This is a genomic window from Ensifer sp. Root278 (assembly GCF_001429285.1).
In the GTDB taxonomy this organism is placed as follows: domain Bacteria; phylum Pseudomonadota; class Alphaproteobacteria; order Rhizobiales; family Rhizobiaceae; genus Ensifer.
The window spans coordinates 214,868-240,254 of the sequence record NZ_LMJJ01000002.1; the positions used below are offsets into that span (position 1 = coordinate 214,868).

Sequence of the window (25,387 nt, forward strand, 5' to 3'; positions counted from 1 at the left end):
CGAGCTCCTCTTTATTGAAATCAGACGGACTGAGCGACGGGTTTGCTGTGAATGGTCAAACCATGTGCCGCCCGGATTAAATCCGCCGCGCGCTCTCCGATGACAACGCACGGCGCCATCGTGTTGCCGGTAGTGATCCGCGGCATGATCGATGAGTCCGCGATGCGCAGGCCATCGATACCATAGACCTTGAGCTCATTATCGACCACCGACATGGTGTCGCGTCCCATCTTGGCGGTGCAAGATTGATGCCAATAGGTAACGGCCGAGCGCCGGATAAAATCGATCATGCCTGATCTGTCGCGCGGACCTGGAGCGGTTTCGCGACTCACCAACGGTTGGAAGCCATCGCTATTTCCGAGTTCGCGGCATAATTCCACTGCGGCCAACGCGGCTACCATGTCTTCCGGCTCACTAAGTGAGTTCGGTTCGATCAGGACGGGATCGTTTACATCGGGACCAGAGAGCCGCAGCCGACCGCGGCTTTTAGGCTGTGCAAGACCGTTGAACATCGTCCAGCCGTGCTCTGGGGTTTCGAGGCCTGTGTCTGGCGGCGAAGGAACCGCAAACTCTAATTGGCACTGGAGGATGTCTGGCTGGGACAGACGCGCGTCGCTTTTCCAGTAGATGTTCGCCTCGCAGCCACTACCGCCGATTGCTTCCGGTTTCCGGTAGGCCCAGGTGCAGCCGAATGCCAGATGATCCTGATGATTGCGACCAACGCCTGGCAAGTGTTGCACGACGGGGATCCCATGAGATTGCAGCTCGTCTTCCGGGCCGATACCGGACTGCATAAGGACCTTTGGTGTGTTGATCGCCCCCAGTGACAGCACCGTTTCGCAATGCGCCATGAACTTACGCGGCCGACCATCGACCAGAGCTTCCACCCCTCTTACCCGCTGACCATCGAAGACAAGACGCGTAACAAGCGCTTCGGTTATCACCGTCAGGTTCGGGCGCGACAGCAGCGGACGAACATAGGATTCAAACACGGTTTCCCGCTTGCCATCCCGGATGCGGAGTTCAGCGATCGATGCGCCTCCGGGGGCTTCCATCATCTCGCCGTTCGTTGAATCGAAGACCGGAACGCCCATGGCTGACGCCGCGTTTAATAGGGCCTCCGCCACTGGCTGTGGAGACCGAGGCTGCGACACATATGCTGGCCCACCTGCTCCGCGACGCGTCGGGTCGGGAGTGCCTTGCCAGTTTTCTATCCGACGATAGTAGCGGAGGATCGACTCATACCCCCACGCATCATCACTTGCCTCTGCGGCGAAGTGATTCCAATCTTCCTTATGTCCCCTCGCCCACACCATGACGTTGATGCTCGAACCGCCGCCAAGTCCTTTGCCCATGCTGAGAGGAAGTCGTCGGCCATCGAGACCAGGTGCCGGTTGTCCGACAAAGCCCCAGTCCCGGCTTGATCCGAGGTTGAGCGGCCACTGCGCAGGGTTCGTAACGGTCTCGGGTACATCATTTCCGCCGGCCTCTAGCAGCAGAACGCTCGCGTTTCCATCCTCTGCCAGTCGCGCTGCGACAACCGAGCCGCTGGACCCAGCACCACAGACGATGAAGTCGAAGACGTCACCGGCCGGCTTCTGTGGAAAGGACGGATTTGCCGGTAAGGGCATGTCATGGGGGTGCAGTTTCACGTGGTTATCTCCGTGAATGGATTTAATTAGAATTTACGAAGTGCTGAGACGCCGGCCGAGGAGGGATGCTTTAAATCTCGGTCAAGATCTGGCGTCCTACTAGGTTTCTCGCTTTGTCGCTGGGACGCGTGTTCGGTAGGCCCTGCTTAGCGTCATCGGGACCGTACGGACTGTCCCGATGACGCAAAGGCGATCATTGCTTTTTTGCCGACGCGGTCTTGGCGGCCTGATCGATGGTATCGGCGATGACCGCCGGCTGCGTCATGAACAGCGCGTGGCTTGCCGACACCTTGGTGATTTTGGCATTGATGCGCTCAGCCATGTGGATCAGCATGGCCTGATCGAAGGCCTTGTCCTCGGTGGCAATAACAGCCCAGCTGGGCTTAGTGCGCCAAGCTGCATTCTCGAGCTTCGTGGCGAACGCCGACATGTTGATCGGGACCTGTGCGTCCCTCATGAACGCAACATCGGCATCGCTTACATCATGAGCGAACCCAGCCTTAAACTTTGCCGGGCTGACATAGCCGAAACCATCCTTTGTCGTCTCGATGACGAACTCCGCTGCTGGAGCGAATCCTTCGTATTGCTGAGCCGATGTCTCGCCGACATCTGGGGAGAGAGCGGAGACATAGACGAGGCCCGCAACCTTCGGATAGATGCCAGCTTCCGTGATGACGGTTCCGCCCCAGGAATGTCCGACGAGAATGACAGGACCATCTTGCCGCTCAAGCGCACGTCTGGTGGCGGCAACATCGTCTGCAAGCGACGTCAGAGGGTTTTGCACGATGGTGACGCGATAACCGCGTTTCGTCAGATTGTCGTAAACGCCCTTCCAGCCGGAACCGTCCGCAAACGCGCCGTGAACCAGAACGACGTTTCTTACGGATTGATCTTTGGGAATGGTGTCGGCGGCATTCGCCGCTGGTAGCGCAACCGACATTGAGGCTGCAGCTGCGATTGCGGAAACGGTGGTGATGGACTTGCGTGTCATTGATCTCTCCTTTGGCTGTATGCGATAATTGTTATCGCGATATCTCTCAGCTTTCATATCTTGAGATGCGCGTCAACATGATTCTTATCGCGATATTGGTTTTCGTGATATTTTCGATTATATGAATGAGTACAGGAGTTCAAAATGACCCAACGCTATAACGATCCCCCGCCTCTGCCCGACCAACTTTGCTATGCGATCTACACCGCCGGCATTGCTATTCAGCGCGCATACAAGCCCTTTCTCGACGAACTTGGGCTGACATATCCCCAATATCTCGTCCTGAACGTCCTCTGGGCTCAAGACGAGCAGACCGTAGTTTCAATTGCCGACCGACTTGCTCTGGAATCCAGCACGCTCACCCCGCTTTTAAAGCGTCTTGAAACAGCCGGACACTTAAGTCGGACACGCAACCTGAACAACGAACGGCAGGTACTGGTTGGGCTGACAGACCAGGGTCGTGCCTTGCAGCACAGGGCAGGCTGCCTCAGCGATACCCTGCTTGCAGCCTCGACCCAAACACCACCGCAACTCGCTGCCTTGAACCGCGACGTGCGGTATCTTCGTGACGCGATTTACTCCCAGATCGGCGGGTGGGACGCACCCGCCTGACCTGCAATGGCGGTAGAGGGCCTAGATGCTCAAGCGGTCGGAACAGTCCCACCGTCGATCACATGCTCTGTTCCCGTAATCGACGTTGCTCGATCCGAGGCAAGGAACGCGATCAGATCAGCGACCTCCTCCGGCGCGGCCGGTCGTCCCAGCGGTATGCCGCCGAGCGAGTTCATGATGACCTGCACCGCGTCATCGTAGCTGATACCGGCTTGCTCAGCTATGCGCAGGGCCAGACCATTGGACCCCGGGCTTGCGATCCAGCCGGGAGAAACCCGCACCACCCGTACTCCCTTCGGAGAGACCTCTTTGGAGATGCTCTTGCTGTAGGTGTTGAGGGCCGCCTTGGCTGAAGCGTAGCCGGTCGTCGCCTCCGGTAGCGGAAGATTTCTCTGGATCGAGGTGACGTGGATGACGACACCACTTCCCTGAGCGACCATGCCAGGGATCAGAGCACGATCGAGCCTGACCGCCGGAAAGAAGTTGAGGTTGAACTCCTTGTCCCATTCCTCGTCGATGAGCGCAGCAAAGCCGCCTGATGGAGCTGACGAGCCGCCCAGTACGTTCACAAGAATATCGAGGCCGCCGAGCTCCCGATGCACCGCGTCAACGACGGTTTGTACCCCCGTCGTGGTGGTCAGGTCGGCTTCAACGAATGCCGCACCGGAGAAATCTGCCGGCTTGGTGCGTGCGGTGGTCAGCACACGGGCGCCAAGCTCCTTGAAGAGGGCCACGGTTGCGGCTCCGGCGCCCGAAGTGCCGCCGGTGATCAGGGCGCGACGCCCCTGCAAGGTGAGGAACGGGGTCATACGGTGATCTCCAGTTCGGCGACCTTGTAGCCCACGAGGACGAAGAAGAAGCGCAGATCGATCGGGCTGCCTGGGAACGTGCCGACCGCATGGGCCGTCACCTGGGTTTTCCCGTTTTCAGTGGCGATGAAGAAGGGCGCTACCGTGTAGCTGTATTCCTGCGAAGCCTCTGCCATCCACTTGCGAATGGCATCACGGCCCCTGTGGGTCTTGCCCTTATCCTTCACGATGCCGTTTTCGGTGAAGGTGGCAGCAATAGCGTCGGGGCTGCCGTCCCGGTCGGCGTCGAAATAGGCTTCGATGCCCTTGGGTAGTTTGATTGTCATTTTGGTCCTCCATCAATTTCCAGCCTTGCCGGCTAGGGGCCTCGCCCCCTTTGGAGGTCGACAAGGACAACCTAGGGCAAGATGGTTGACACGATAACTAGGATAAAGAAGGATGAGGAATTACGAAAAGAGGGATAATGACGCGATCTGTACTCGCCGACCTGGACGCCGTTTTAAGCATTGCTCGCCTCGGGTCGTTTCGGGCAGCCGCGCTCGAGCTTGGCATGTCCACGACAGCACTTAGCAATGCCATCGCAAAGCTTGAGCAGCGCCTGGGCGTTCGCCTGTTCAACCGTACGACGCGAAGTGTTTCGCTCACCGATGCGGGGAGGACCTTTGTCGAGCGGGTTGGGCCGGCGATCACGGACATCCACGATGCTATGCTTACGGTCCAATCGCTTCAGGAAACTCCGACAGGCACATTGCGCATCAATGCCTTCGCGACAGCAGCCCGGGAGGTGATCGAACCGCTCATCTTGTCGTTCATGCAGCGCTATCCTCAGGTGCATATCGATCTGGTCACGGAGGGACGGATCGTCGACATCGTTGCGGCGGGCTTCGACCTAGGCCTGAGGCCAGCCGATCTGGTGCCGAGCGACATGATCGCCGTCTCGCTTGGTTTGAAGCGCAGTAATGCCGTTGTCGCATCACCAGACTTCCTGCGCACTCATGGCAGTCCAACCGTACCAACCGACCTATATCGGTTTCGCTGCATCCGTGCGCGTCTGCCCAACAACGCCTTGTTTCGGTGGAAATTTGAAAAGGACGGGAACGCTGTCCAGATCGATGTGCAGGGCTCAATAACCCTCGACGAGTCAAGCCTTGTCAGGATAGCGGCTCAAAATGGAGTTGGGCTCGGATACGTCATGGAGGCGGATGTGCGCGATGACATTGCGGCCGGTCGACTGGTGCGCGTTCTCGAGGATTGGACCCCTTCCTTGGCACCGCTCGCGCTGTATTACCCTGGCAGAAAGAACCCGCCGGCCGCCTTTAGTGCGTTCATTCAGGCTGCGCGCGAATTTGCGAATGGGCAATCGCCCGGTGCATAAATCAACGTCTCGTCGACGACCGCGCACGGACTCCAGGAACTCAGCGTTCGCAAGGTCCTGAACAACCTTCATCATATGGTTTTGCGAGACAGAGAACGTGTCCGATATCTCCCGGATCGAGCTAAGCCCCGATGGCCGTGATCCCAAATAGATCATCAATCGCATTGCGTAGTCGGTATATTTGGTGAGCCTCATCGGGGTGTCGTTCGCAAGACGGACAGGCTAAAGGCATGCCTGAAAATCGCGACGTCCCAGAGCAGTATCACATTGGCGAGACAACAGGTTGGTCTGTGAACCACCGTATCAATTCGTCGCTCCCCGGCTACCTTATGATAAGTTCGAAGACTTTCACCAACGACCTGAGCGACCTCCCCAGCGAAGCGTTATGCTCACTTGGCTTGCTGTTCGCAAAGGTCCAAGATGCATTGAAGCGTGTATTAACGGGTTTACATCGGCCGCTACGGGCATGCGCCGGAGTACCCCATCCATTTCCATGTCATCCCAATATACGGGTGGGTTGAGGAGCTATTCTGGAAGGATGACCGATACCGGCTACTAGAAACTTTCGCGGAAGGGCCGGGAGAGACCCCTACTGACGGCGCGGAACTGACGCTATTCGTCTGGCGCGAGTTCTGCGAACGAGCTGCTCCCCCGCCGATCAAGGGGCCTCTGTTGCCGAAGCTACTGAGCTCTTGCGTCGGACAATCCAATTTTCCTAGCAGTCATCCAACGCTCGACCAATTTCATTTCGCCCCCCTACCGAAACCGACCCCGTGGTGCCTCCGATCGGAGCCACATTGCCATGTGGTCGGATACAAAATCGGCACTGCCGCCAAATGTGGGTTTTACTTCGTCACTTCAAACGGCAAAATGTCATATGCTAGTAAGCTTTAGCCGATAGACGCGACCTAATTTTCCGCTAACGATTTCAGCGAAACGCCTACTTTGCCAAAGCGATTGCACAATCGAACCTCACCGGCTGCTCGAGCGATTTCGGATGAGCAATGGTCGACGGCGCGACGCATGGCGCGCGAGCTAGACAAGATCCTCGACCACTTCGGTCCACGACAGCCTGCCGTTGCTCGAGCGGCGGCCGAGCTGCGCCTGTCCACCCGCCAGGTTTACAATCTGCTCGGCCGGTATCGCGTCGAGCGGACGATCACGACGTTACTGCCCCGCACCACCGAAACCCGGCGCAAGCGGCTTGCGGGCGGGACCGAGGAAATCATCAGCACAACACTGCGCGAGCAATTCCGCCTACCACCTGAGATCACTCACCTCGCTTTTCGGGTGGGCTTAGCTAGTGATTCTTGATTAATTGCAGCCCATCGCGAAACGCTCTATTTTCCTGGCAGGGTGTCCTCGACGAGACGGAACGTCCTCGGCTTCGCAGCGCCGCCGGACCGCTTCGGTTTCCGCACCAATGCCAGGCGCAGTTCGACGACCCGATCCACGAGGAGACGAGCGATGGGCGCAACGACGCCGGACAACATCATGCAGCTCGGTATGGGGTTTTGGGCCTCCAAAGCCTTGCTCAGCGCCGTCGAGCTCGGCGTCTTCACCGAGCTCGCAGCCGGACCGGCCGACCTGCCGGACCTGCAGGCCAGGCTGAAACTGCATCCCCGCTCGGCCCGCGACTTCCTCGACACCCTGGTGGCCCTGAAGCTGCTCGAACGCGAGGATGGCCGCTATCGCAATGCCTCGGATACCGACCTCTTCCTCGACAAGGGGAAGCCGTCCTATATCGGCGGCATCCTCGAAATGGCCAATGCCCGGCTCTACGGTTTCTGGGGCTCGCTGACCGAAGCCCTGCACTCCGGAGAGCCGCAGAACGAAGCCAAGCACAGCGAGGACTTCTTCGCCGCGATCTATGCGGAGCCGGCACGGCTGCGCGGGTTCCTCGAAGCGATGAGCGGGATCAGCGCAGGTGCGGCGCAGGCGATCGCCGCCAGGTTCGACTGGTCGAAATATACGACCTTCGCCGATGTGGGCGCGGCGCAGGGCATGGTGCCGGTGGTGATTGCGCGAGCCCATCCGCATCTCCAGGCTATCGGCTTCGACCTGCCCGCCGTGCAGCCGATATTCGACGAGTTCATCGCCCGGCAGGGCCTCGCTGACCGCGTCCGCTTCCAAAGCGGCAACTTCTTCGACGGCCCGATGCCGAATGCGGATGTGATCGTGATGGGGCATATCCTGCATGACTGGGATCTAGCCGAAAAGAGGATGCTGCTGGAAAAGGCCTTCGCCGCGCTGCCCAAAGGCGGGGCCGTCATCGTCTACGACGCTGTCATCGACGACGAGCGCCGCAGCAACGCCTTCGGCCTGCTGATGAGCCTGAACATGCTGATCGAGACCCGTGGAGGTTTCGACTACACTGGCGCCGACTGCCAGGCCTGGATGCGCGACGCCGGTTTCGTGTCCACACGCGTCGAGCCGTTGCTGGGGCCGGACTCGATGGTGATCGGCTTCAAGCCCGACTGAGCGGAGAACGAGACCCGGGGCGCAAGATCGGTTGCCTTGCGCTGACACCGCAATCGCCACAAGGTCATCGGGCATGTGCGCAAGACCGAGACCGCGTCTCACCGCATCGAGACGCATTGCGATGTTGTTGAACACCATCTTCCCCTCGACCCCATCCTTTTCGAATTCCCACGCCAGGATATTGCCGTAGGTCGGCATGCGGATCTGGATGCAGTTGTGGGCCGTGAGGTTCTCCGGGACTTCCGGCCAAGGGTGCTGGCGGAAAGAGGACGGAGCGTCGACGACAGCCATGCGCATCTCGCGTCCGATCTTGACCGCGATCATGTCCTTGGCGAGTTGCTCGCCGAGTCGGCCCCCGCATCGTAGCGCTCGGCAACGATGCCGGTCAGGCCGTAGTCGACGGTGATCTCGACGTTACATCGGGATTGTCGGGCAGAAACTTCTCGAGAGCAGGTGTAAGGACCGAGATCGCGGCGTGCTCGCCCGTCGTGATCCTGACCGTCCCCGCGGGCTTGTCACGCATCTCGCTGAGCGCCGCAAGCTCCGCCTGGATTTCCTCAAAGCGCGGACCCGCCGTCTGGAGAAGACGTTCGCCCGCAACCGTCGGCGCTACGCGGCGCGTCGTTCGCGTCAGCAGACGCAGGCCAAGCGCGTTCCTCAAGCCCCCGGACTGTCTGGCTGAGCGCGGACTGCGAAACTCCGAGCTTCACTGCCGCCCGCGTAAAGCTTTCCTCGCGCGCGACCGCTACGAAAGCGACCAGATCGTTGAAGTTCTCCTGCGGCACTCCGGAGGGCTGATGGCTGTGCCCGTTCGAAAACCTGCCTTGTTGCCTCCACGATCAAGCCGCCACCTTGTGGCGGCCGAAAATGGTTGCAACATAAAACATCATTGATATGATGTTTTATGTTGCATATGGAGAGGAGACGGACATGCAAGTGGCCCCAAAGCCGGTGCGCGCCCAAGGCAGAACACAGCAAGAGCGGCGCGAGAAAACCAGGGCGGATCTGCTCGAGGGGATGATGTCGGCGCTGATCGAGCTTGGCTATGCACGCACGACAACCGGCGAGATCACACGCAGAGCCGGTCTGACTTCTGGTGCACTACAACATCATTTTCCGTCTCGGGAAGACCTCATTCTTGCACTCGTCGATTATCAGTTCGAGGCAGTCCGCGCGCAGCTCGAGATATTCGCGAATGACAACAACGCCGAGTCTGATTGGAAGACTTTCATTGAGTTGCTGCGCGACATTTATGCCGGTCGTCGCTATATGGCGATATGGGAAATTGTGATGGGAACGCGCGCGGACGTGCATCTCCATGCATTACTCATGCAGCACAGGATCCAGTCGCAGGCGACCCTCGAGAGGCTTTGGAGCACGGTCTTCAAGGCTCTGATTCCAGATAAACGCAGGCGCTCCGACCTCATGCATTTCACGCTTTCCACCCTGCGCGGAAGTGTATTTTACAACGTAATCGCGCCAGATGCTCAGTTCCTAGAACGGCAAAAAGAAATGCTTTTTTCCGTTCTGGAAGCAGAGATGTGTGACCGGGAAGGAACCGTCTCCGTAAGCCCGATCATGATCCATCCATAGCCTCATTCACACCCATGATTTCTGAAAGGAGGGAATTGCGCATGCGTTTAAATAAATCCGGTTTGCGTATCGCCGTCACTTGCTTCGCTTTGGCGATCGGTGGGGTTGGCGCCGTCAACACAGCTCAATCGCAGGCATTGGCTACATCCAAACCGCCATTGGCAACCGGGATAACCGATAGCGGTGCTGCGGAAGCGCAAGTCACCGACGCTATTCGCGACGGTGATATCCTTACGATCAAGATTCGTTTTGCCCCGATCGTGCCGGATAAGATGGAATCTATCTACGCCCAAATTTCCGATCAAGACTATGAGAACAACTTCTATGTCCTTGCGGGTGACAAGAAATATCTCCTACTGAGAGATAGCCAGGATACACCGCTGGCAAGCCCGCAGCTTTCCATTCGAAACACAAAGGATTCCCCGGTGTCCGGGACCTGGTACGGACGGTTTCCTGCGCCGCCGAAAGACATTACGGAAGTATCTTTGACTATTCGCGGTGTAGAGACGATCGATGCAATTCCTATTGCGGACAAACAGCAATGAGCAGGTTTGTGACAATAGTCGGCCTTGCGATCATTGTGTCGGTCGGACACGTGAACGCTCATGCGTCGAATTACCAGCGTGAAGTTAGAGGCCTCAAGGCGACCGTCCTGAGCTTGAAGGGCCTCGGGTCCGAAACAAAGGGCTCGGTTTCAGCACTGTTGGCCAGAGTCGATAGCCTCGTCTCCAACCGCAACGGCCTGACGGCACGACGGGAAGGCAAGGCCATCAGGGTTTCGATGTTGGGTGACGTGCTATTCGATTTTGACGCGACAGATATAAGACCCGCCGCCGAGCCGACATTGCAGGAGATCGCGCGCCTCATCGCTTCCACGCCGGGCGGCAGAACCTTAGTCGAGGGGCATACGGATTCCAAAGGGACAGTCGCCTACAACCAGGTTCTCTCCGAGCGTAGGGCCAAAGCGGTAGCAGCGTGGCTGGAGGCCCACGGTGTCGGCAAGACAAGGCTGGCGGTCGCCGGCGTGGGAGCCGACCATCCCGTTGCACCCAACGAGGATGGAGATGGGCTGGACAATCCGGAAGGACGCGCATTGAACCGACGCGTCGAGTTCGTGTTTCAGGACATCAAATGATGTCATGACGACCATCACTGGCCACGTCGCGGTGAAAACTTGTAGGATCCGCCGCGATCAACGCAACCTCATCCAGCTTGCTCGCCATCTCAACGACCAGCCGAGAAAGTGCCTCAACTACAGAACGCCGGCCGAAGTGTTTCGGGCACATTTGCAAGAGGGAGGCTGAACCCCTACCCTGAAAACCGGCATGTTGCACTTCAGTTAGGATCTCCCATACGTGAACATCACAGCAACAAGCCCCTAAGGCGACGTCCACGCTTAAGTCTGTGAACAGCATTGCGCCCCCATTTCCGCCGTTGGGTCGAGTTCTCACACTTCCTGAAAGGAGACGGTCTGCTACTCCAAAATCCATCGTTTCCACTAGGTTAAGTTCCCACTTTGCCTAGGATGGTCTGTCAGAGAGCGAAACATTGATTTGACGGGTCGTCGGTCCAGATTCTTTCAAGGCTCTAGAGAGCCAATCGTTGACTGGGCGGAGCTAGGTGCTCTTGGTCCGCACACTCTGTTCCTCGCGATCTAGCTGACACGGGTATCGATCCAGGCGCGCGTCTGCTCCAGGATCTCGTCGGAAAGCTCGTGATCATCGATTGCCCGCGCGAGGATGACTGCCCCCACCATTGCTGCCCAGCTTCCGATCGCTGCGCGGCGCTTGTCGTCCGAACCCCGCTCCGGCAGTGCCTTCTCGATACGGGCGATCTGCGTGCGAAGACCCTCTGTCATGGCGGCCTGCGCTGCAGGTGTCTGGTGGCGAATGGCTGCGGCCAGACCTGCGGTGGGGCAGCCATTGGCCGGATTGTCACGGTGACGAGGTGCCAGATAGGAGCGGACGAAGGCGCTGAAGTCGCCGTCTCCTGCGCTATCCGCAGCAAGGGAATGCGCAAGCGTCTGCGCGACAAGGTCGTCCTTCGAGTTGAAATGGCCATAGAAGCCGCCATGGGTCAGGCCGGCTGCCTTCATGACTTCCGCTACGCTCACGGCATCGAACCCCTTGTCCTTAAACAACCGGCTGGCGACGTCCAGGATCCGGCGTCGGTTCTCCGCCATCTGTTCTCGGCTGACCTTCATTTTCAAAATTCTCCGAAGCCGTCGTTGACATTTACATGATGGCCATCATATTTATTGGCAATCATGATGGTGATCATGAATATAGGTTCGATTACAGAAAAGAGCAATCCGATGAGCCAAATTCCTGCAGTTCTCATTACCGGCGCCTCGACCGGCATTGGCGCAATCTATGCCGATCGGTTTGCGCGGCGAGGGCACGACCTCGTGCTGGTCGCCCGCGACGCAGCGCGAATGGAGGCGGTGGCAAGCCGTCTGCGTCAGGAAACCGGTGTGACGGTCGACATCCTCCAGGCTGACCTGACGCAAACCACTGATCTGGCCAAGGTCGAGACACGGCTGCGCGACGATGCTCGCATCGGCATCCTCGTCAACAATGCCGGAACGGCCATCGGTGGAACCTTCGTCGAGCAGAGCACCGACGACACGACCAGACTCGTTGCGCTCAATACGACGGCACTTGTTCGCCTTGCCGGCGCCATTGCCCCGCGGCTTGCCAATGCCGGTGAGGGGGCGATCGTCAATATCGGTTCAGTGGTGGGTTTGGCGCCGGAGTTCGGGATGACGGTTTACGGCGCGACCAAGGCCTTCGCCCTATTCCTGTCTCAGGGGCTCGGCCTCGAACTTGGACCGAAGGGCGTTTACGTCCAGGCGGTGCTTCCCGCCACGACCCGAACCGAGATTTGGGAGCACGTCGGCGCCGACGTCAACGCCATGAACAATGTCATGGAGGTGGGCGACCTGGTCGATGCGGCGCTGGTCGGTTTCGACCGTCGCGAGCCGCTGACCATCCCGCCGCTTCACGAAGCCGGTCAGTGGGAGGCCTTTGAAGCCGCGCGCAAGACCATGTTCGCCAATTTCGGCAACGCACTTCCTGCCGAACGTTACCGTACGCGCACCTGAATCCTACGCATTCAACTGATCAATACCGCTGCAGCGGTGACACCATAGGTAGATCATGACCAACAACACGCTTTTCGAGCCCTACGCTCTCGGCTCCATGACCCTTTCCAATCGGATCGTCATGGCGCCCCTGACACGCAACCGCGCCGGTCCGGGCTTTGTGCCGGGGGACATTACCGCAGAGTATTACCGCCAGCGCGCTTCTGCCGGGCTGATCATTTCCGAGGCTACCCAGATCTCGCAGCAGGGGCAGGGCTACCAGGACACACCCGGCGTCTATACCCAGGCGCAGATCGACGGTTGGCGCAAAGTCACTGCTGCCGTACACGAGGAGGGTGGGCACATCCTTCTTCAGCTCTGGCATGTCGGCCGCATCAGCCACGTCGACCTTCAGCCCAACGGTGCTCAACCGGTCGCGCCCTCGGCACTTCGGGCAGACACCAAGACCTTCGTCAACAATGCCTTCGTCGACGTTTCGCAACCCCGTGCCCTTGAGCTCGATGAACTCGCTGGAATCGTGACCGATTTCCGTCAGGCAGCAGCCAACGCCATCAAGGCCGGTTTCGATGGTGTCGAGGTTCACGGCGCTAATGGCTATCTACTCGACCAGTTCGCCAAAGACGGCTCGAATGTTCGGACAGACAAATATGGCGGCTCCGTAGAAAACCGCGCCCGCCTCATGCTGGAAGTCACGGCTGCAGTCGTCGAGGAAATCGGCGCTGCGCGCACAGGAATCCGGATCTCGCCGGTCTCGCCCGCCAATGGCATTTCGTGCAGTGATCCCCAGGCTCAGTTCGACTACATCGTCGATCAACTCGACGCGCTTAACATCGCTTACATCCACGTCGTCGAAGGCGCCACCGGCGGACCACGCGACGTCGCACCATTTGATTTTGGCTCGCTACGCCGCCGCTTCAGCAAGACTTACATCGCCAACAATGGATATGACCTCGAACTCGCGACGTCGCATCTTGCCAATGACAAGGCGGATCTGTTCGCCTTCGGACGCCCGTTCATCGCCAATCCGGATCTCGTGGAACGTCTGCAAAGCGGCGCGCCGCTGGCGCAGATGATTCCGGCCACGCTCTATGGCGGTGGCGCGGCGGGCTATACCGATTATCCCAGCTTCGCCGAGGCATCAGGAAAGTGAAAGGCTTGGGGCCGTACTTCGGTGCGACCCCGAGCGTACCAGGGGTTTTGGCTTCATCTCCCGGATATCCTGCTTGAGATTAATGATGATGTACGTCATCTAAAATATATCATGATGGCCATCATGATTAAGCTCCGACAACCTTAAGGCTTGCGGCAAGATTTCGCGAGCCAGATAGAGAAAAAGCTATGGCTACGTTTGAATCAAAAGGACATAAGACCGCGTTTGTGACCGGGGCGTCCAGTGGCATTGGCAGGGCGGCCGCTTTATTGCTGGCCCGGGCAGGCTACCGAATGATTGGCACTAGCCGGAAGGCGGCGCCGGACGAGATACGCGAAGGCATCCGGATGATCGCTTGTGATGTGACGTCTGAGACGTCCGTCTCGGCTGCTGTGGCGCTGGCACATCAAGAACTTGGCCGTATCGACAGCCTGAGGGGTAGCGGAGCCGCGGCACCTTGGCCTGCGCCGCCGTAAGAATCGTAGCCGCAAGATCGCAAGCTCCAATCATCGGCTCGCTCGCGGGCAAGGCAGGACCACCATGATAAACGCATCCAAAGCGACGACATCAGCACAGCGCTACAGCGACGCCCCCAACCGCTTCATCACCGTCGGGAAAATCCGATTTGCCTATCGGGAGCTTGGTCCGCGCGGCGGGGTCCCACTGGTGTTGCTAAATCACTGGGGAGCGGTGCTGGACAATTTCGACCCGCGAATTGTCGACGCGCTGGCAGCCGCACATCACGTGATCGCGGTAGACTATCGGGGGATCGGCCTTTCCAGCGGATCGGCTCCGGTGACCATAGATGAAATGGCCCGCGACGCGATGGACATGATCGGCAAGCTGGGATTTGGCACGGTTGATCTGATGGGCTTTTCGCTGGGCGGCTTCGTCGCACAGGATATCGCACTGAAAGCCCCGGTCTGGTACGCAAGCTGATCTTGACCGGCACTGGCCCGGCCGGTGGAACCGGAATTGCAAGGGTGGGGGCAGTGCCTTGGCCACTGATCATCAAGGGCATGCTAACGCTGCGCGACCCGAAAACCTATCTGTTCTTCACCTCGACCCCCAATGGTCGCCGCGCAGCCAATGACTTTTTGGCGCGTCTGAAAGAGCGCAAGCTGGATCGCGACAAAGGTCCGACACCCCGTGCCTTCCTGCGCCAGCTTTCCGCTATTCAGGCCTGGGGCCGCCAGGCGCCGCAGGATCTGGGCCGGATCCGTATTCCTGTTCTTGTGGCCAATGGCGATAATGACATCATGGTGCCCACATTCAACAGTCGCGACATGGCCCGGCGCATTCCAGATGCTGAACTGGTGATCTACGAAGACGCTGGCCACGGCGGGATCTTCCAATACCACGCTAAGTTTGCACCGAAAGCCTTGGCTTTTTTGGCTGCCTGACCTGACAAAAGTTTCACACTGGAGAAAGCCCGTGAAAGCCTTCGTCGTCGACAAATACAAGAAGAAGGGCGCGTTGCGGCTGGCCGACATGCCCGATCCCCGGATGGGCGCGGACGATGTTCTGGTGCGTATTCAGGCCACCGCGATCAACCTTCTGGATTCTAAGGTGCGGGACGGCGAATTCAAGCTGTTCCTGCCGTATCGTCCGCCCTTCATTCTAGGCCACGATCTGGCGGGAACGGTTGTAAGCGTCGGCGTGAATGTGCGGCAATTCAAAGCGGGGGATGAGGTTTACGCCCGTCCGCGCGATCACCGGGCTGGCACATTTGCAGAGTTCATTGCGGTTGATGCCGCCGACGTGGCGCTGAAACCTGCGAGCCTTTCCATGGAGCAAGCCGCATCGATCCCGCTGGTCGGACTGACCGCCTGGCAGGCGTTGGTCGAGGTGGGCAAGGTCAAGCCCGGCCAGAAAGTGTTCATTCAGGCCGGTTCCGGCGGGGTTGGGACCTTTGCCATCCAGCTTGCCAAGCATCTTGGCGCCACTGTGGCCACCACGACCAGTGCGGCGAATATTGACCTGGTCAAAAGCCTCGGCGCTGATGTGGTGATCGACTACAAGACGCAGGATTTCGAACAGGTGCTGTCCGGCTATGATCTGGTGCTGAACAGCCAGGATGCCAAGACGCTGGCAAAGTCGCTGAACGTGCTGAAACCGGGTGGAAAGATGATCTCAATCTCCGGCCCTCCGGATGTTCCCTTTGCTAGATCTCTGGGGCTGAGCCTGTTCCTGCGCTTTGTAGTGCGGATGCTGAGCCGGGGCGTTCTGAAGAAGGCGAAAAGCCGAGGCGTCGAGTATTCCTTCCTGTTCATGCGCGCAGAAGGACAGCAGTTGGCCCAGATCGCCAAGCTGATCGACTCCGGTGTGATCCGTTCGGTCGTGGACAAGGTGGTTCCCTTTGCCCAAACGGCGCAGGCCTTGGCCTATGTCGAGACCGGACGCGCCAAGGGAAAGGTCGTGGTCACCTTCAAGAGGTAGGTCTATGGCCTGCTGCCGGTTATGGGATTTCGCTGTGGCGCAGGGGCCTCTTCTCACCAATCTCGGCATATTTGTGTGAGACAACAAGTTTCTACGAGCGCAGTTGACAACTGCCCCAGTGGTTCAGTTCATCAAATACGACGAACATGGGCAAAAGGTGAACATACTGGTCTGGGATGACCACCTTCTGAATCCCATGGAGGTTATCGAGGCGATTTGGCAGGAGGTACCGATTTCAAAGAGTCCTACGAGATTTGCAATGGACCGGTCTGAACCAGCCAAGCCGCATCAACTGCGCAATGCCGCGGGCGTCCTTCTTGTCGGTCTTGACCGGCATCGTCTTAAAGGCTGCACGCACGTGACGCGTCTCGATCAGCTCGACGGAAAGACCTGCTTTCACCATCCCGGCATGCAGCCACTGCGACAACGGGCCGGCCTCCAGACCAATGCGCTCCATCGCCACGCCGTGCGTGCCAAACCAGGCGATCAGCGCATCCGGTTCGCTGAGGATCTTTGCTTCCCGCACGATGCGGCCATCCGCATCCACCACGCACACGCTCGAGAATTCCAGGGATACGTCGATGCCGGCATACTCTTTCATGGTCGTCTCTCCGTGATGCTATGGAGCAGGCCACTCCCGACTCTGCGACACCATCATCGTGAGGGACGACCACCCGTCCTTCAAACCTGGCGGACCAGGTTTCGCCCGTTACACCATCTGGTAGGATAAAATAAGAACATTGCCGTCTGCGCGGCCCCGGCGGAGCAACCGATGACATAGGCAGTTCGCCGCCTCGCGTGCGGCTTAACCACAGCGCCTCGCACTCTCGGCAAAGGCCATCATCAGAGGTCCGACGCCCTTGGCGTCATCGGCCACCACTTGCTCCGAGAGGTAGTAGCCGGGCGAGCCGTCACGATAGTTGCCTTCGAAGCCGCCGAGGCCAGCGACACCGACAATTGTTGTCAGTCGAGTGACACCCTCGCTATCAACGACAAGGCGCCTCGAAATCAGTGCATTGAGGGCGCGCTGGCCGGCCAAGATGGCTCGATCAGCCTGAGAAAGACCTAAACGGGCGGACCGCAGCAATGCGTAGGCAAACATGGCAGAGGCAGAGCTTTCCTCATAATTGCCCGCCAGATCGGCCTCATCGAGGACTTGCGTCCAGAGGCCGGACGGCGTCTGGCGTGCCATCAATTCGTCAAGCAGCAGGCTGGTCCTCAAACGTAGCGCTGCGGTCGCCCTGTCGTTGGGTAGAAGCGCCAGCGCATCAACCAGTGCCATTGCCAGCCAGCCGACGGCCCGGGCCCAGACCGCCGGCGACCTGCCTGTAATCGGGTCGGCCCAACTTTGCTTCCGGCTGTCATCATAGCCGTGCACGTAGAGGCCCTTGGCGGTCGCGGTGAGCGCAAGTGCTGTCGCGAACTGCTGAAGCGCATCGGCAATCAGAGCCGGATTGTCGGTCGCAAGTGCGTATTCGATCTGAAACGGGAGACCCATATAGAGCCCGTCGAGCCAAACCTGGTTAGGGTAGCGCTGCTTGTGCCAATAGTTGCCCGCAAGTATGCGCGGATGGGTTTCAAGTTGGCCTGCAAGTTGGTCCGCCGCTGTCCTGTAGCGACGATCGCCTGTTTCTGCGGCCAATGGGAACAGGACGCGTCCAGCGAGAATGTGGTCGATATTGTACTCGGCAGGATCGTACCCGAGGAGTGTGCCGTCAGAACCGACCTGGCGATCGACGAGCCGGTGCAGGTGCTCGCTCCAGCGCCCCTCGCCTGTCGCCTCGAAAAGCAGCCGAAGACCGCGATAGATGCAGCCGTCCTCGTAGCACCAGCTCCCGCCCTTGTACGGGATGTAGCGTTGCGCGAACTGGTCGAAATAGGTGGTCGGGTCCATCGGATATCTCATTCAAGGGAAACGGAAATCGAGGCTTTGCTCAAGAGCGCAGGTTCATCGCAGTCGACGTCGGCGCACTCGGCGACGATCGTCTCGTGCCGCATCGGTCGCACCCGGTCAGCCATGATCGGAGGCGTAGCGGTCGCGTCGCCGCGATAGGACGCGATCTTCAACCGGCGAACTCTGATGTTGCGGATCGGTGCTTCCGGCAGCCCGAGAAATGCCCCTGCCGCGTGCGCGAGCTTGCGGATTTCGACGTCCTCAACGGTGACGCCATCGATGATTGGGGTTCCCGGGCCGGTAGCAGCCGGCCGGCGCGATTGCACCCACTCGTCGTGGCCGTCCGCGTCGCAATGATAATGGGCGTTGGCCGATAGCGCCGTCTCGACGCCATCCATGAGAACTCGCCGCATGGCAATGTTCGTGATCGAGCCGCCGCGACCGCGCCTTGTCTTCAGACGCAAGCCGCGATCGGTGCCGATCATCTCGCAATCCTCGATGGCGACATCGTGCACGCCGCCGGACATTTCCGAGCCAATAACGAGGCCGCCGTGGCCGCGCTCCATCAGGCAATGGGTGACACGGATGCCGCGAGTTTCGGTAAGGTGATCGTCTTCGCCATTTGGCCCGCGCTTTCCCGCCTTGACTGCGATGCAGTCGTCCCCCACGGAAAATCGCACGCCGGCGATCGTGACGTCGCGGCAGCTTTCGGGATTGAATCCATCGGTGTTCGGGCTGTCGGGTGGGGCGGCCACAGTGAGGCCTGCGGCAATCAGCCGGCTGCAGCCCTGCGGATGGATCGTCCAGGATGGCGCGTTGCGGATGGTAAAACCGAGCAGCTTCACATCGGCACAGGAAACGAGGTGAAGGCCGCGCGGGCGGCGAGCGCCGTTACGGGTTTCCTTCGGCCAGCTCCACCAATCACCCAGGTCTCCGGATCCGTCGAGCGTGCCCTCGCCCTCGATCACCAGGCTTTCAGCGGCGATGGCATGTATTGGAGCGGAAAAACAGGCGGAGGGTAGTCCCTCCCAACTTCCAAGCATTTTGCCTTCCGCGTCGCATGCGTCGAGGATGGGCCAACCCGTGCGACCTGAAGGTGCCCTAAGGATCGCTCCCTTGGAAAGGTTGAGGGTCATGCCGCCCTTGAGCCGGACAGGAAAGGCCGTCCAGTCTCCCTCGGGCAGGCGCAGCGTGCCGCCGGCCGGCACGGCGACGACAGCATCCGCCAGAGCGGCAGCGTTGGTGCGGGCACCCTCGAGATCGTCGTGACGGATGCCGGGGACAAGACCGAACGCGGTTGGATCGATCAGACCGGCGCAGGCTGCCGTTTCGAACTCGAGCGGCTGGAACCCGTCGACTTCGAGCCGATAACGACAAAGGGGGCGAAGGTCATGAAAAAGCCTCACGACCGTCGTCGCCGCGCCGTCCCGCACGTCGTCGTCGCCAGTCAGCGCCGAAAGCCGCCAGGACGCCGGCTCAGGCAGGCGATAAAGCGCTCCGGCTTTAGGCAGGCAAAGCGCTGCCGTTCGCGCTGACAGCGCGATGATGGACGGTCGGATCATGGTCTCGTTCTCTTGGCTTTTCCGGTAGAGTGGACCCGCCGCGGAAACCGTGGCGGGACATCTGACGATCAATCGAACTCGGCAAGCACGTCGTTCACCGTATCGATGATCTGTGCGGCTGCCTCATCCGCCTTCAGCTGGCCATAGGCGTACTCCTCCAGCGTATCGATGAAGGCTGCGCGCACCTCCGGATGCTCGTTGAAAGGCGAGACGGCCGGACCGCTTGCGGCAACGACGATAGCGTTTGCTGCGCGCACTTCCGGCTCGCCCTTGTCACCGAGGCGGGCAGCGGCGGCCTTCGACGCCGGCAAGCCGCGCGAGGTGCCTAGAGCATCGATGCCCTCCGGTTCGTTCAGCAGGCAATTGACGATCTGCGCTGCCGCATCGGGGTCTTTGGAGTTCTTTGAGATCGAGAAGACCATGGAGGGCTTGCGATAGACGCCTTCCGTCACCGCATTCGGAAGCTTCAGCATTGCCACGGGCTTCAAGACCTGACCGTCCTTCAACGGGTCTGAATATTTCGAATAGGTCGAATCCCATTCGTAGGAGCCGGCAATCTTGCCGTCGGCCCAGGCGGGCTTTTCGAACAGATTGACGTTGCCATCGGCTGCTTCTTCCTTCTGCGACCTGATCGCCCCGGTCTCGACCAGCTTACCCAGGAACGATATGCCCTCCGTAAGCTCCTCCGGTGTCCAGGCAACGCGATTGGTCGCGGGATCGACCAGATCCTTCCCGGTCTTCTGGACGACAGCCAGGGTCGTCAGGAGTTGCGCCGTCTCCTTGACGGCATTGAAGGTGTAGTAGTCCTTGCCGAGCTTCTCCTTGATGGTCGCCGTTGCCGCAAAGAATTCGTCCCAGCTTTTCGGAATGGCGACGCCTGCCTTTTCGAAGGTCGTGGCGTTGAAAAAGAAGACGCGGCCCGTCGTCGAAACCGAAAGCCCCTGCAGCACGCCGTTCATCGAACCGGCCGACAGATCCGCCTCACTCCAGTTGGAAAGATCGATCGCTTTGAGCTTGCGCAGATTGGCAAAACCGTCGCCATTCTTCGAGAACAACGGCAACCACGGCCAGTTGACCTGAATGATATCGGCTTCGGTCTTGCCGGCCATCTGGGTCGTCAGCTTTTCAAGGTAACCGTCAAAGCCGGTGAACTCGCCTTTGACCGTGTGGCCGTATTTTTCGCCACAGGCGGCGATCGCCTTCTGGGTGGCGACGTGGCGGCTCTCGCCGCCCCACCAGGCCATACGCAGTTCGGCGGCGTGCGCCGTCGTGCCAAAGGCCAGAGCGCCATAGGCGACAGTGGCCAGTGCTGCGATCATTCTTTTCGTTCTCATCGAATTTCTCCTCCTTGGAATGGGGCCGAACGCTGCCTCCTCACAGCGAGACGTTGCGGCCATCGGTCTTGTCGAAAACATGCAGGTGATCAGGATCCGGGCGCAGGCGGATCACGTCCGATTGGCCAAGTGCCTCGAACTCGGCGGCGCCCACGACGCTCACCAGCTTGCGGCCATCAAGGTCGGCATGCAGGTAGACTTCGTGCCCCATGAACTCTGCATTGCTGAGCCTTGCAGACAGACCCGGCCCATCGGCGACGAGCGAAAGATGTTGCGGGCGCATGCCGAGCACGGCCTCAGCAGGTCTCGCCGAAAGCCTGCGCTCGAGATGGGCGCCAAGCGCCAGCCGCTGGCCTCCGATCTGGAGTTCGCCACCTTGAAGCGTCGCATCGACAAGGTTCATCTCGGGGCTTCCGATGAAACCGGCGACAAACAGGTTTGCCGGTCGATTGTAGAGCTCCTTGGGTGTTGCCACCTGCATGATTCGGCCAGCCTGCATGACGCAGATCCGGTCTCCCATGGTCATGGCTTCCGTCTGGTCGTGGGTCACGTAGATCACCGTCGAAGACAGGCCTTCGGCCTTCAGCTGTCTGTGCAGATCGGTGATGCGCACCCGCATCGAGGCCCGCAGCTTGGCATCGAGATTGGAGAGCGGTTCATCGAAAAGGAAGACGCCCGGCTTCTTGATGAGCGCGCGCCCGAGCGCCACGCGCTGCGCCTGACCGCCGGAGAGCTGCTTCGGCAACCGGTCGAGCAGCGGCTCAATCTCGAGGATCCTGGCGACGTGCTTGATAGCTGCGTCGATCTCTGCCTTCGGCTTGCCGGCAATCTTCAGCCCGAATGCGAGGTTGCCGCGCACCTTCATGTGCGGATAGAGCGCGTAGTTCTGGAACACCATGGCGATCGAGCGCTTGCCGGGCGGCAGATCGTTGACGCGCTGGTCGCCGATCACGATCTCGCCGCCCGAGATCTCCTCGAGCCCCGCGACCATGCGCAAGGTGGTCGACTTGGCGCAGCCGGAGGGGCCGACGAAGACCATGAACTCGCCATCCTCGATGTCGAGATTGATGCCGTGGACGGCCTTGAACGCGCCGCCATAGATCTTTTCGAGGTTTTTCAGTTGAACCTTTGCCATGGTCAGCCTTTGACTCCCCCGGAGGAGATCCCTTCAATGAAATACCGTTGCGCAGCGAAGAACACGACCAAAGCCGGTGTGATCGTCAGCACCGACATTGCGAGAATGCGGTTCCATTCGAAGGCTTCTGTGGTGTCGATGGAGAGTTTGAGCGCGAGGCTCACGGGATATTTGTCGACCGAGGACAGATAGATCAGCGGCCCGAGGAAATCGTTCATCGTCCACATGAACTGGAACAGGCAGACGGAGATCAGCGCCGGCGCCAGCATCGGAACGACGATGTAGACGAGCGTCTGGAGACTGTTTGCGCCATCGACGCGCGCCGCCTCTTCCATGTCTGCCGGCAAAGAGCGCAGGAACTGCACCAGCATGAAGACGAAGAAGGCATCGCCGGCAAAGGCTGAGGGCACCCATAGCGGCAGGAAACTGTCGAGCCAGCCGAGATCGCGGAACAGGATGTATTGCGGGATGCGCGTCACGACATTCGGCAAGAGCAGGATCGCGATCACCGAAGCGAAGAGGATCTTCTTGAACGGGAAATCGAACCGCGCGAAAGCGTAGGCCGCCATGGTGCAGGAGATCGCCGTACCGATCACCTTCGGCAGGATGATCAGGAACGAATTCCAGAAGAACCGGCCGAAGGTATAGGGCGTCGAAGTCTGCCAGCCTTTGATGTAGCCGTCGGCGGTCGGGTTGTCTGGCAGGAAGCCAGCGCCGGCGAAAATCTCCGAGTTGGTCTTGAAACTCGCGCCGACCAGCCAGATCAGCGGATAAAGCATGACGAAACCGACTGAAAAGAGCAGCACGTAGCGAACTGTCGCCGACAGCAGGCGAAGCCTTGCCCTGCGTACGGCCTGGTGGCCGTTGAACGTTTGAAGATCGACCATGGCTCAGTTCCTCTTGTCGCCGGCGTAGAAGACCCACTTCTTCGAAGACCAGAAGGCGACGAGGGTCAGCACGGTAATGATGGCAAAGAGCACCCAGGCTATGGACGAGGCATAACCCATGTTGAACTTCTTGAACGCCTCGTCATAGATGTAGAGCGGCAGCAGGTATGTGGCCTTCAGAGGACCGCCCTGAGTGATGATGTAGGGGCCGTTGAACTCCTGGAACGCCTGCACCATCTGCATGATGAGGTTGAAAAAAATCACGGGAGTCAGCAGCGGCAGGGTGATCCAGAAAAAGGTCCGCACCTTGCCCGCGCCATCGATCGCCGCTGCCTCGTAGAGCGACTTGTCGATCGATTGCAGTGCTGCCAGGAAGATCACCATCGCCGAACCAAACTGCCAGCAGCGCAGAAGCGTGATGGTGAAAAGCGCATTGGTCGGATCGCCGAACCAGTCGACCGGGGCAAGCCCCAGCGTGGCCAGCATCATGTTCGCAAGTCCCTCCGAAGCAAATACGTAGCGCCACAGGACGGCGATGGCGATCGACCCTCCAAGGATCGATGGCACGTAGAACGCCGTTCGGAAGAGGCCGATAAATTTCAACCGGTAATTCAGGATCGCGGCGATGAAGAGTGCAAAGGCGAGCTTCAACGGCACGGTCAGGAACACGTAGAGCAGCGTGACGTTCAACGACTTGATGAAGGTGCGGTCACGGGTAAACAGCCGCTCGTAGTTGGCGAGCCCCGTCCAGCGCGGCTCGCTCATCAGGTCGTAGCTGGTGAAGCTCAGGTAGAACGAGCTGATGAACGGGATGGCCGTGAAAATCAGAAGGCCGATGACGTAGGGCGCCAGATAGCCGAGCCCGAGAAGGCGGTGTCCTTTCATGCCGCTCCTCCCGGAGGGCACCGAAATGCTGCCTTTATAGATACAGTTTCGTACAAATTACGCTCCCGGATCGGCACGGACGAAAGCAGGACTCTCCCTTTTTCGCCACGAACCGATCCCTCCTCCCAGACGATACGGTGGCACAAGCGGCTTATGCGGTGACAATCACCCATCTCTCCTGCAGAATGAATTCACAAAGGCGAGGAAAAAGATGGACGAAATTGAAGGTGGCATTCTCTCTGCGATTCCACCGACGGCGCTGAGCCTCAATCTGACGCGAGCCGCTATCCGCATGGAGCACTCGCACACCTGGCGGATCGACAAGTCCAATGAGGTCGATGACCTTGTGATCTGCCTCGAAGGGCGCGGGCATTACCTGATAGACGGCGAACCTCGGATCATGGAGCCGGGTGACGCGATGCTGATTTTGCGTGGCCAGCGTTTCGTCGGATGGAATGAGGGGCGGGAGACCTACCTCGGCGTTGCGCAGCACTTTACGCTCGATATCTACGGGCGCCATAACCTTATCGCGCAGATGGACCTACAACCGAAATTGCGCCTCACGCGCTGGGCGCTTCTCGAACCGCTGGTCCGGCACTATCGCCAGAGTGTGCCTCCCTCCTCCGTCACGCTCGGTCAGCATCATCTCTTCATGGTGCTGCTCATTGCTTTTATCGAGGACGCATTCATCGGATGGCGGGACCACGCCACTTATCAGCCCGAGGGCGCCGATGCGATCGACCTTGCTGTCATGAAAGCTGCCACGATGATCTCCGCCAACCCGCTCGATCCGGAGATTGCGACACGAGCGGTCGATGCATCGCCCTATAATCGCGACTACTTCCTGCGCGAATTCCAGAAGCGAGTGACCCGCACGCCGCGAAAGTACCAGGAACTGAAACGCATGGAGCGCGCCATGCATTTCCTTGAGGCTGGTCTTTCCGTGGCGGCTGCCGCAACCGAAGTCGGCTATTCCGATCCCTATTACTTCTCCCGCATGTTCAAGCGGACCTTGGGCCTCAGTCCGCGCGATCACCTGAACAAGGTGCGCCAGAGTCGAGATGGTGGCTTGATGCAGCTTGACGAACCCGAGCAAGCACTTGCGCTCGCGGACGGACTTGCGGCCAACCAGTAGGAGACGCGGTCGGCACCGTTGAGATCAACGCACGTCCCGCCTGCTGGGGGAGCGCGTGGTTGGCGCGTTGGCCTCCCGCGCTGTTCTCACCCTTGAGATATTTTGAATTCCGAGAGCGCACCGCGATCGATCTCGATGCCGAGACCGGGCGCGTCCGGGATGGCAACGACACCATTCACGGTTTCGATCGGGGTCTTCAGCACCGCCTGGCGGAAGGGATTCTCCGTCCGGTCGAACTCCATGATCGGCTCTATCGGGTTTACCCGCACCGGATCTGGCGTCATCGCCGCCATGAACTGTAGCGCAGCGGCAAGATGCACGCCGGTACCCCAGACATGCGGCACGATGCG

The 25,387-nt window shown here is 59.5% G+C and carries 25 protein-coding genes and 5 pseudogenes; 14 read left to right on the forward strand and 16 right to left on the reverse strand.

The genetic code is table 11. The features are described 5' to 3' along the window. Positions 1-20 precede the first annotated feature (20 nt). Positions 21-1,631, reverse strand: a complete 1,611-nt coding sequence (locus ASE60_RS03985; RefSeq protein ID WP_162261274.1) for a GMC family oxidoreductase — start codon at positions 1,629-1,631, stop codon at positions 21-23. Between the two features lie 214 nt (positions 1,632-1,845). Next, the gene (locus ASE60_RS03990; protein WP_057248433.1) at positions 1,846-2,643 is read right to left on the reverse strand and encodes an alpha/beta hydrolase; all 798 of its coding nucleotides are present in this window, start codon (positions 2,641-2,643) and stop codon (positions 1,846-1,848) included. A 144-nt stretch (positions 2,644-2,787) separates the two neighbouring features. On the opposite strand from ASE60_RS03990, the gene ASE60_RS03995 reads away from it, so the two are divergent. Beyond that, positions 2,788-3,255 (forward strand): MarR family transcriptional regulator, encoded by a 468-nt coding sequence (locus ASE60_RS03995; RefSeq protein WP_057248434.1) that lies wholly within the window; start codon positions 2,788-2,790, stop codon positions 3,253-3,255. 29 nt (positions 3,256-3,284) lie between these two features. Here ASE60_RS03995 and ASE60_RS04000 read toward each other — a convergent pair whose 3' ends face one another. After that, positions 3,285-4,064 (reverse strand): SDR family oxidoreductase, encoded by a 780-nt coding sequence (locus ASE60_RS04000; RefSeq protein WP_057248435.1) that lies wholly within the window; start codon positions 4,062-4,064, stop codon positions 3,285-3,287. Next, on the reverse strand, positions 4,061-4,390 hold the full coding sequence (locus tag ASE60_RS04005) for a nuclear transport factor 2 family protein (RefSeq protein ID WP_057248436.1): 330 nt from the start codon (positions 4,388-4,390) through the stop codon (positions 4,061-4,063). Before ASE60_RS04005 ends, ASE60_RS04000 begins: the two co-directional genes overlap by 4 nt. Positions 4,391-4,527: 137 nt before the next feature. Between ASE60_RS04005 and ASE60_RS04010 the strand changes: the two genes are divergently transcribed. Then, positions 4,528-5,439 (forward strand): LysR family transcriptional regulator, encoded by a 912-nt coding sequence (locus tag ASE60_RS04010; protein WP_057248437.1) that lies wholly within the window; start codon positions 4,528-4,530, stop codon positions 5,437-5,439. 24 nt (positions 5,440-5,463) lie between these two features. On the opposite strand, the pseudogene ASE60_RS36005 reads toward ASE60_RS04010, so the two are convergent. Beyond that, a pseudogene (locus tag ASE60_RS36005) lies at positions 5,464-5,634 on the reverse strand (Rrf2 family transcriptional regulator); the annotation flags it as partial. A gap of 35 nt (positions 5,635-5,669) precedes the next feature. On the opposite strand from ASE60_RS36005, the pseudogene ASE60_RS35460 reads away from it, so the two are divergent. The 3 genes and pseudogenes from ASE60_RS35460 (at position 5,670) to ASE60_RS04020 (ending at position 7,920) form a co-directional block, all read left to right on the forward strand. Next, positions 5,670-6,158, forward strand: a pseudogene (locus ASE60_RS35460) (HIT family protein). A gap of 304 nt (positions 6,159-6,462) precedes the next feature. Continuing rightward, positions 6,463-6,753 carry a hypothetical protein gene (locus ASE60_RS04015; RefSeq protein ID WP_057248438.1) on the forward strand — a complete coding sequence of 97 codons (291 nt, stop codon included), beginning with the start codon at positions 6,463-6,465 and terminating at the stop codon, positions 6,751-6,753. Between the two features lie 153 nt (positions 6,754-6,906). Further along, positions 6,907-7,920: a methyltransferase gene (locus tag ASE60_RS04020; RefSeq protein WP_057248439.1), complete on the forward strand. Its 1,014-nt coding sequence runs from the start codon at positions 6,907-6,909 to the stop codon at positions 7,918-7,920. Positions 7,921-7,974: 54 nt separating this feature from the next. On the opposite strand, the pseudogene ASE60_RS36010 reads toward ASE60_RS04020, so the two are convergent. After that, positions 7,975-8,705: pseudogene (locus ASE60_RS36010) on the reverse strand (LysR family transcriptional regulator); the annotation flags it as partial. Between the two features lie 145 nt (positions 8,706-8,850). Between ASE60_RS36010 and ASE60_RS04030 the strand changes: the two are divergent. The 3 genes from ASE60_RS04030 to ASE60_RS04040 are packed head-to-tail and all read left to right on the forward strand — an operon-like array spanning position 8,851 to position 10,648. Then, positions 8,851-9,513: a TetR/AcrR family transcriptional regulator gene (locus ASE60_RS04030; protein WP_162261273.1), complete on the forward strand. Its 663-nt coding sequence runs from the start codon at positions 8,851-8,853 to the stop codon at positions 9,511-9,513. 41 nt (positions 9,514-9,554) lie between these two features. After that, entirely contained in the window at positions 9,555-10,058 is a 504-nt protein-coding gene (locus ASE60_RS04035) for a hypothetical protein (RefSeq protein WP_244495529.1), read from the forward strand. Continuing rightward, entirely contained in the window at positions 10,055-10,648 is a 594-nt protein-coding gene (locus ASE60_RS04040; RefSeq protein WP_057248441.1) for an OmpA family protein, read from the forward strand. Before ASE60_RS04035 ends, ASE60_RS04040 begins: the two co-directional genes overlap by 4 nt. On the opposite strand, the gene ASE60_RS35000 is transcribed toward ASE60_RS04040, so the two are convergent. After that, positions 10,641-10,928, reverse strand: a complete 288-nt coding sequence (locus ASE60_RS35000) for a hypothetical protein (protein ID WP_057248442.1) — start codon at positions 10,926-10,928, stop codon at positions 10,641-10,643. The two genes, ASE60_RS04040 and ASE60_RS35000, sit on opposite strands and share 8 nt — an antisense overlap. Before the next feature lie 239 nt (positions 10,929-11,167). Then, a complete protein-coding gene (locus ASE60_RS04050; protein WP_057248443.1) occupies positions 11,168-11,716 on the reverse strand; it encodes a TetR/AcrR family transcriptional regulator in 549 nt (182 codons plus the stop codon). A gap of 111 nt (positions 11,717-11,827) precedes the next feature. Here ASE60_RS04050 and ASE60_RS04055 point away from each other — a divergent pair, with 111 nt between their 5' ends. From ASE60_RS04055 to ASE60_RS04075, 5 genes and pseudogenes are all read left to right on the forward strand, one after another. Continuing rightward, positions 11,828-12,616, forward strand: coding sequence for an SDR family oxidoreductase (locus tag ASE60_RS04055; protein ID WP_156414570.1), 789 nt, complete (start codon positions 11,828-11,830; stop codon positions 12,614-12,616). A gap of 55 nt (positions 12,617-12,671) precedes the next feature. After that, entirely contained in the window at positions 12,672-13,766 is a 1,095-nt protein-coding gene (locus tag ASE60_RS04060) for an alkene reductase (RefSeq protein ID WP_057248445.1), read from the forward strand. A 188-nt stretch (positions 13,767-13,954) separates the two neighbouring features. Further along, entirely contained in the window at positions 13,955-14,242 is a 288-nt protein-coding gene (locus ASE60_RS04065) for an SDR family NAD(P)-dependent oxidoreductase (RefSeq protein WP_057248446.1), read from the forward strand. Positions 14,243-14,306: 64 nt separating this feature from the next. Further along, positions 14,307-15,169, forward strand: a pseudogene (locus tag ASE60_RS04070) (alpha/beta hydrolase). A gap of 31 nt (positions 15,170-15,200) precedes the next feature. Beyond that, the gene (locus tag ASE60_RS04075) at positions 15,201-16,205 is read left to right on the forward strand and encodes an NADP-dependent oxidoreductase (RefSeq protein WP_057248447.1); all 1,005 of its coding nucleotides are present in this window, start codon (positions 15,201-15,203) and stop codon (positions 16,203-16,205) included. Positions 16,206-16,443: 238 nt separating this feature from the next. On the opposite strand, the pseudogene ASE60_RS04080 reads toward ASE60_RS04075, so the two are convergent. The 7 genes and pseudogenes from ASE60_RS04080 to ASE60_RS04110 form a co-directional block, all read right to left on the reverse strand. After that, positions 16,444-16,806 (reverse strand): annotated as a pseudogene (locus tag ASE60_RS04080) (transposase); the annotation flags it as partial. Positions 16,807-17,010: 204 nt separating this feature from the next. Continuing rightward, complete coding sequence (locus ASE60_RS04085; protein WP_057248448.1) at positions 17,011-18,099, reverse strand: glycoside hydrolase family 88 protein; 1,089 nt, start codon at positions 18,097-18,099, stop codon at positions 17,011-17,013. Positions 18,100-18,107: 8 nt separating this feature from the next. Continuing rightward, a complete protein-coding gene (locus tag ASE60_RS04090; protein WP_057248449.1) occupies positions 18,108-19,661 on the reverse strand; it encodes a glycoside hydrolase family 28 protein in 1,554 nt (517 codons plus the stop codon). A 68-nt stretch (positions 19,662-19,729) separates the two neighbouring features. Beyond that, entirely contained in the window at positions 19,730-20,995 is a 1,266-nt protein-coding gene (locus ASE60_RS04095) for an ABC transporter substrate-binding protein (protein ID WP_057248450.1), read from the reverse strand. A 40-nt stretch (positions 20,996-21,035) separates the two neighbouring features. After that, complete coding sequence (gene ugpC, locus ASE60_RS04100) at positions 21,036-22,130, reverse strand: sn-glycerol-3-phosphate ABC transporter ATP-binding protein UgpC (protein ID WP_057248451.1); 1,095 nt, start codon at positions 22,128-22,130, stop codon at positions 21,036-21,038. Positions 22,131-22,132: 2 nt separating this feature from the next. Continuing rightward, positions 22,133-23,017, reverse strand: coding sequence for a carbohydrate ABC transporter permease (locus ASE60_RS04105; RefSeq protein ID WP_057248452.1), 885 nt, complete (start codon positions 23,015-23,017; stop codon positions 22,133-22,135). Positions 23,018-23,020: 3 nt separating this feature from the next. Beyond that, a complete protein-coding gene (locus ASE60_RS04110) occupies positions 23,021-23,902 on the reverse strand; it encodes a sugar ABC transporter permease (protein WP_057248453.1) in 882 nt (293 codons plus the stop codon). A 211-nt stretch (positions 23,903-24,113) separates the two neighbouring features. On the opposite strand from ASE60_RS04110, the gene ASE60_RS04115 reads away from it, so the two are divergent. Next, positions 24,114-25,037 carry a helix-turn-helix domain-containing protein gene (locus ASE60_RS04115; RefSeq protein ID WP_057248454.1) on the forward strand — a complete coding sequence of 308 codons (924 nt, stop codon included), beginning with the start codon at positions 24,114-24,116 and terminating at the stop codon, positions 25,035-25,037. 86 nt (positions 25,038-25,123) lie between these two features. On the opposite strand, the gene ASE60_RS04120 is transcribed toward ASE60_RS04115, so the two are convergent. After that, a partial coding sequence (locus ASE60_RS04120) for an enolase C-terminal domain-like protein (RefSeq protein WP_280137703.1) occupies positions 25,124-25,387 on the reverse strand: 264 nt, incomplete at its 5' end.

Excerpts from the sequence above, each read along its gene's own strand:
- ASE60_RS04040 (WP_057248441.1), top strand. The coding sequence starts at position 10,055 with ATGAGCAGGTTTGTGACAATAGTCGGCCTTGCGATCATTGTGTCGGTC.
- ASE60_RS04005 (WP_057248436.1), bottom strand. The coding sequence starts at position 4,390 with ATGACAATCAAACTACCCAAGGGCATCGAAGCCTATTTCGACGCCGAC.
- ASE60_RS04085 (WP_057248448.1), bottom strand. The coding sequence starts at position 18,099 with ATGGACCCGACCACCTATTTCGACCAGTTCGCGCAACGCTACATCCCG.
- ASE60_RS04050 (WP_057248443.1), bottom strand. The coding sequence starts at position 11,716 with ATGAAGGTCAGCCGAGAACAGATGGCGGAGAACCGACGCCGGATCCTG.
- ASE60_RS03995 (WP_057248434.1), top strand. The coding sequence starts at position 2,788 with ATGACCCAACGCTATAACGATCCCCCGCCTCTGCCCGACCAACTTTGC.
- ASE60_RS04060 (WP_057248445.1), top strand. The coding sequence starts at position 12,672 with ATGACCAACAACACGCTTTTCGAGCCCTACGCTCTCGGCTCCATGACC.
- ASE60_RS04115 (WP_057248454.1), top strand. The coding sequence starts at position 24,114 with ATGGACGAAATTGAAGGTGGCATTCTCTCTGCGATTCCACCGACGGCG.
- ASE60_RS04015 (WP_057248438.1), top strand. The coding sequence starts at position 6,463 with ATGGCGCGCGAGCTAGACAAGATCCTCGACCACTTCGGTCCACGACAG.
- ASE60_RS04035 (WP_244495529.1), top strand. The coding sequence starts at position 9,555 with ATGCGTTTAAATAAATCCGGTTTGCGTATCGCCGTCACTTGCTTCGCT.
- ASE60_RS03985 (WP_162261274.1), bottom strand. The coding sequence starts at position 1,631 with ATGCCCTTACCGGCAAATCCGTCCTTTCCACAGAAGCCGGCCGGTGAC.
- ASE60_RS04090 (WP_057248449.1), bottom strand. The coding sequence starts at position 19,661 with ATGATCCGACCGTCCATCATCGCGCTGTCAGCGCGAACGGCAGCGCTT.
- ASE60_RS04020 (WP_057248439.1), top strand. The coding sequence starts at position 6,907 with ATGGGCGCAACGACGCCGGACAACATCATGCAGCTCGGTATGGGGTTT.
- ugpC (WP_057248451.1), bottom strand. The coding sequence starts at position 22,130 with ATGGCAAAGGTTCAACTGAAAAACCTCGAAAAGATCTATGGCGGCGCG.
- ASE60_RS04030 (WP_162261273.1), top strand. The coding sequence starts at position 8,851 with ATGCAAGTGGCCCCAAAGCCGGTGCGCGCCCAAGGCAGAACACAGCAA.
- ASE60_RS04095 (WP_057248450.1), bottom strand. The coding sequence starts at position 20,995 with ATGAGAACGAAAAGAATGATCGCAGCACTGGCCACTGTCGCCTATGGC.
- ASE60_RS04110 (WP_057248453.1), bottom strand. The coding sequence starts at position 23,902 with ATGAAAGGACACCGCCTTCTCGGGCTCGGCTATCTGGCGCCCTACGTC.
- ASE60_RS35000 (WP_057248442.1), bottom strand. The coding sequence starts at position 10,928 with ATGCTGTTCACAGACTTAAGCGTGGACGTCGCCTTAGGGGCTTGTTGC.
- ASE60_RS04000 (WP_057248435.1), bottom strand. The coding sequence starts at position 4,064 with ATGACCCCGTTCCTCACCTTGCAGGGGCGTCGCGCCCTGATCACCGGC.
- ASE60_RS04105 (WP_057248452.1), bottom strand. The coding sequence starts at position 23,017 with ATGGTCGATCTTCAAACGTTCAACGGCCACCAGGCCGTACGCAGGGCA.
- ASE60_RS04055 (WP_156414570.1), top strand. The coding sequence starts at position 11,828 with ATGAGCCAAATTCCTGCAGTTCTCATTACCGGCGCCTCGACCGGCATT.
- ASE60_RS03990 (WP_057248433.1), bottom strand. The coding sequence starts at position 2,643 with ATGACACGCAAGTCCATCACCACCGTTTCCGCAATCGCAGCTGCAGCC.
- ASE60_RS04010 (WP_057248437.1), top strand. The coding sequence starts at position 4,528 with ATGACGCGATCTGTACTCGCCGACCTGGACGCCGTTTTAAGCATTGCT.
- ASE60_RS04065 (WP_057248446.1), top strand. The coding sequence starts at position 13,955 with ATGGCTACGTTTGAATCAAAAGGACATAAGACCGCGTTTGTGACCGGG.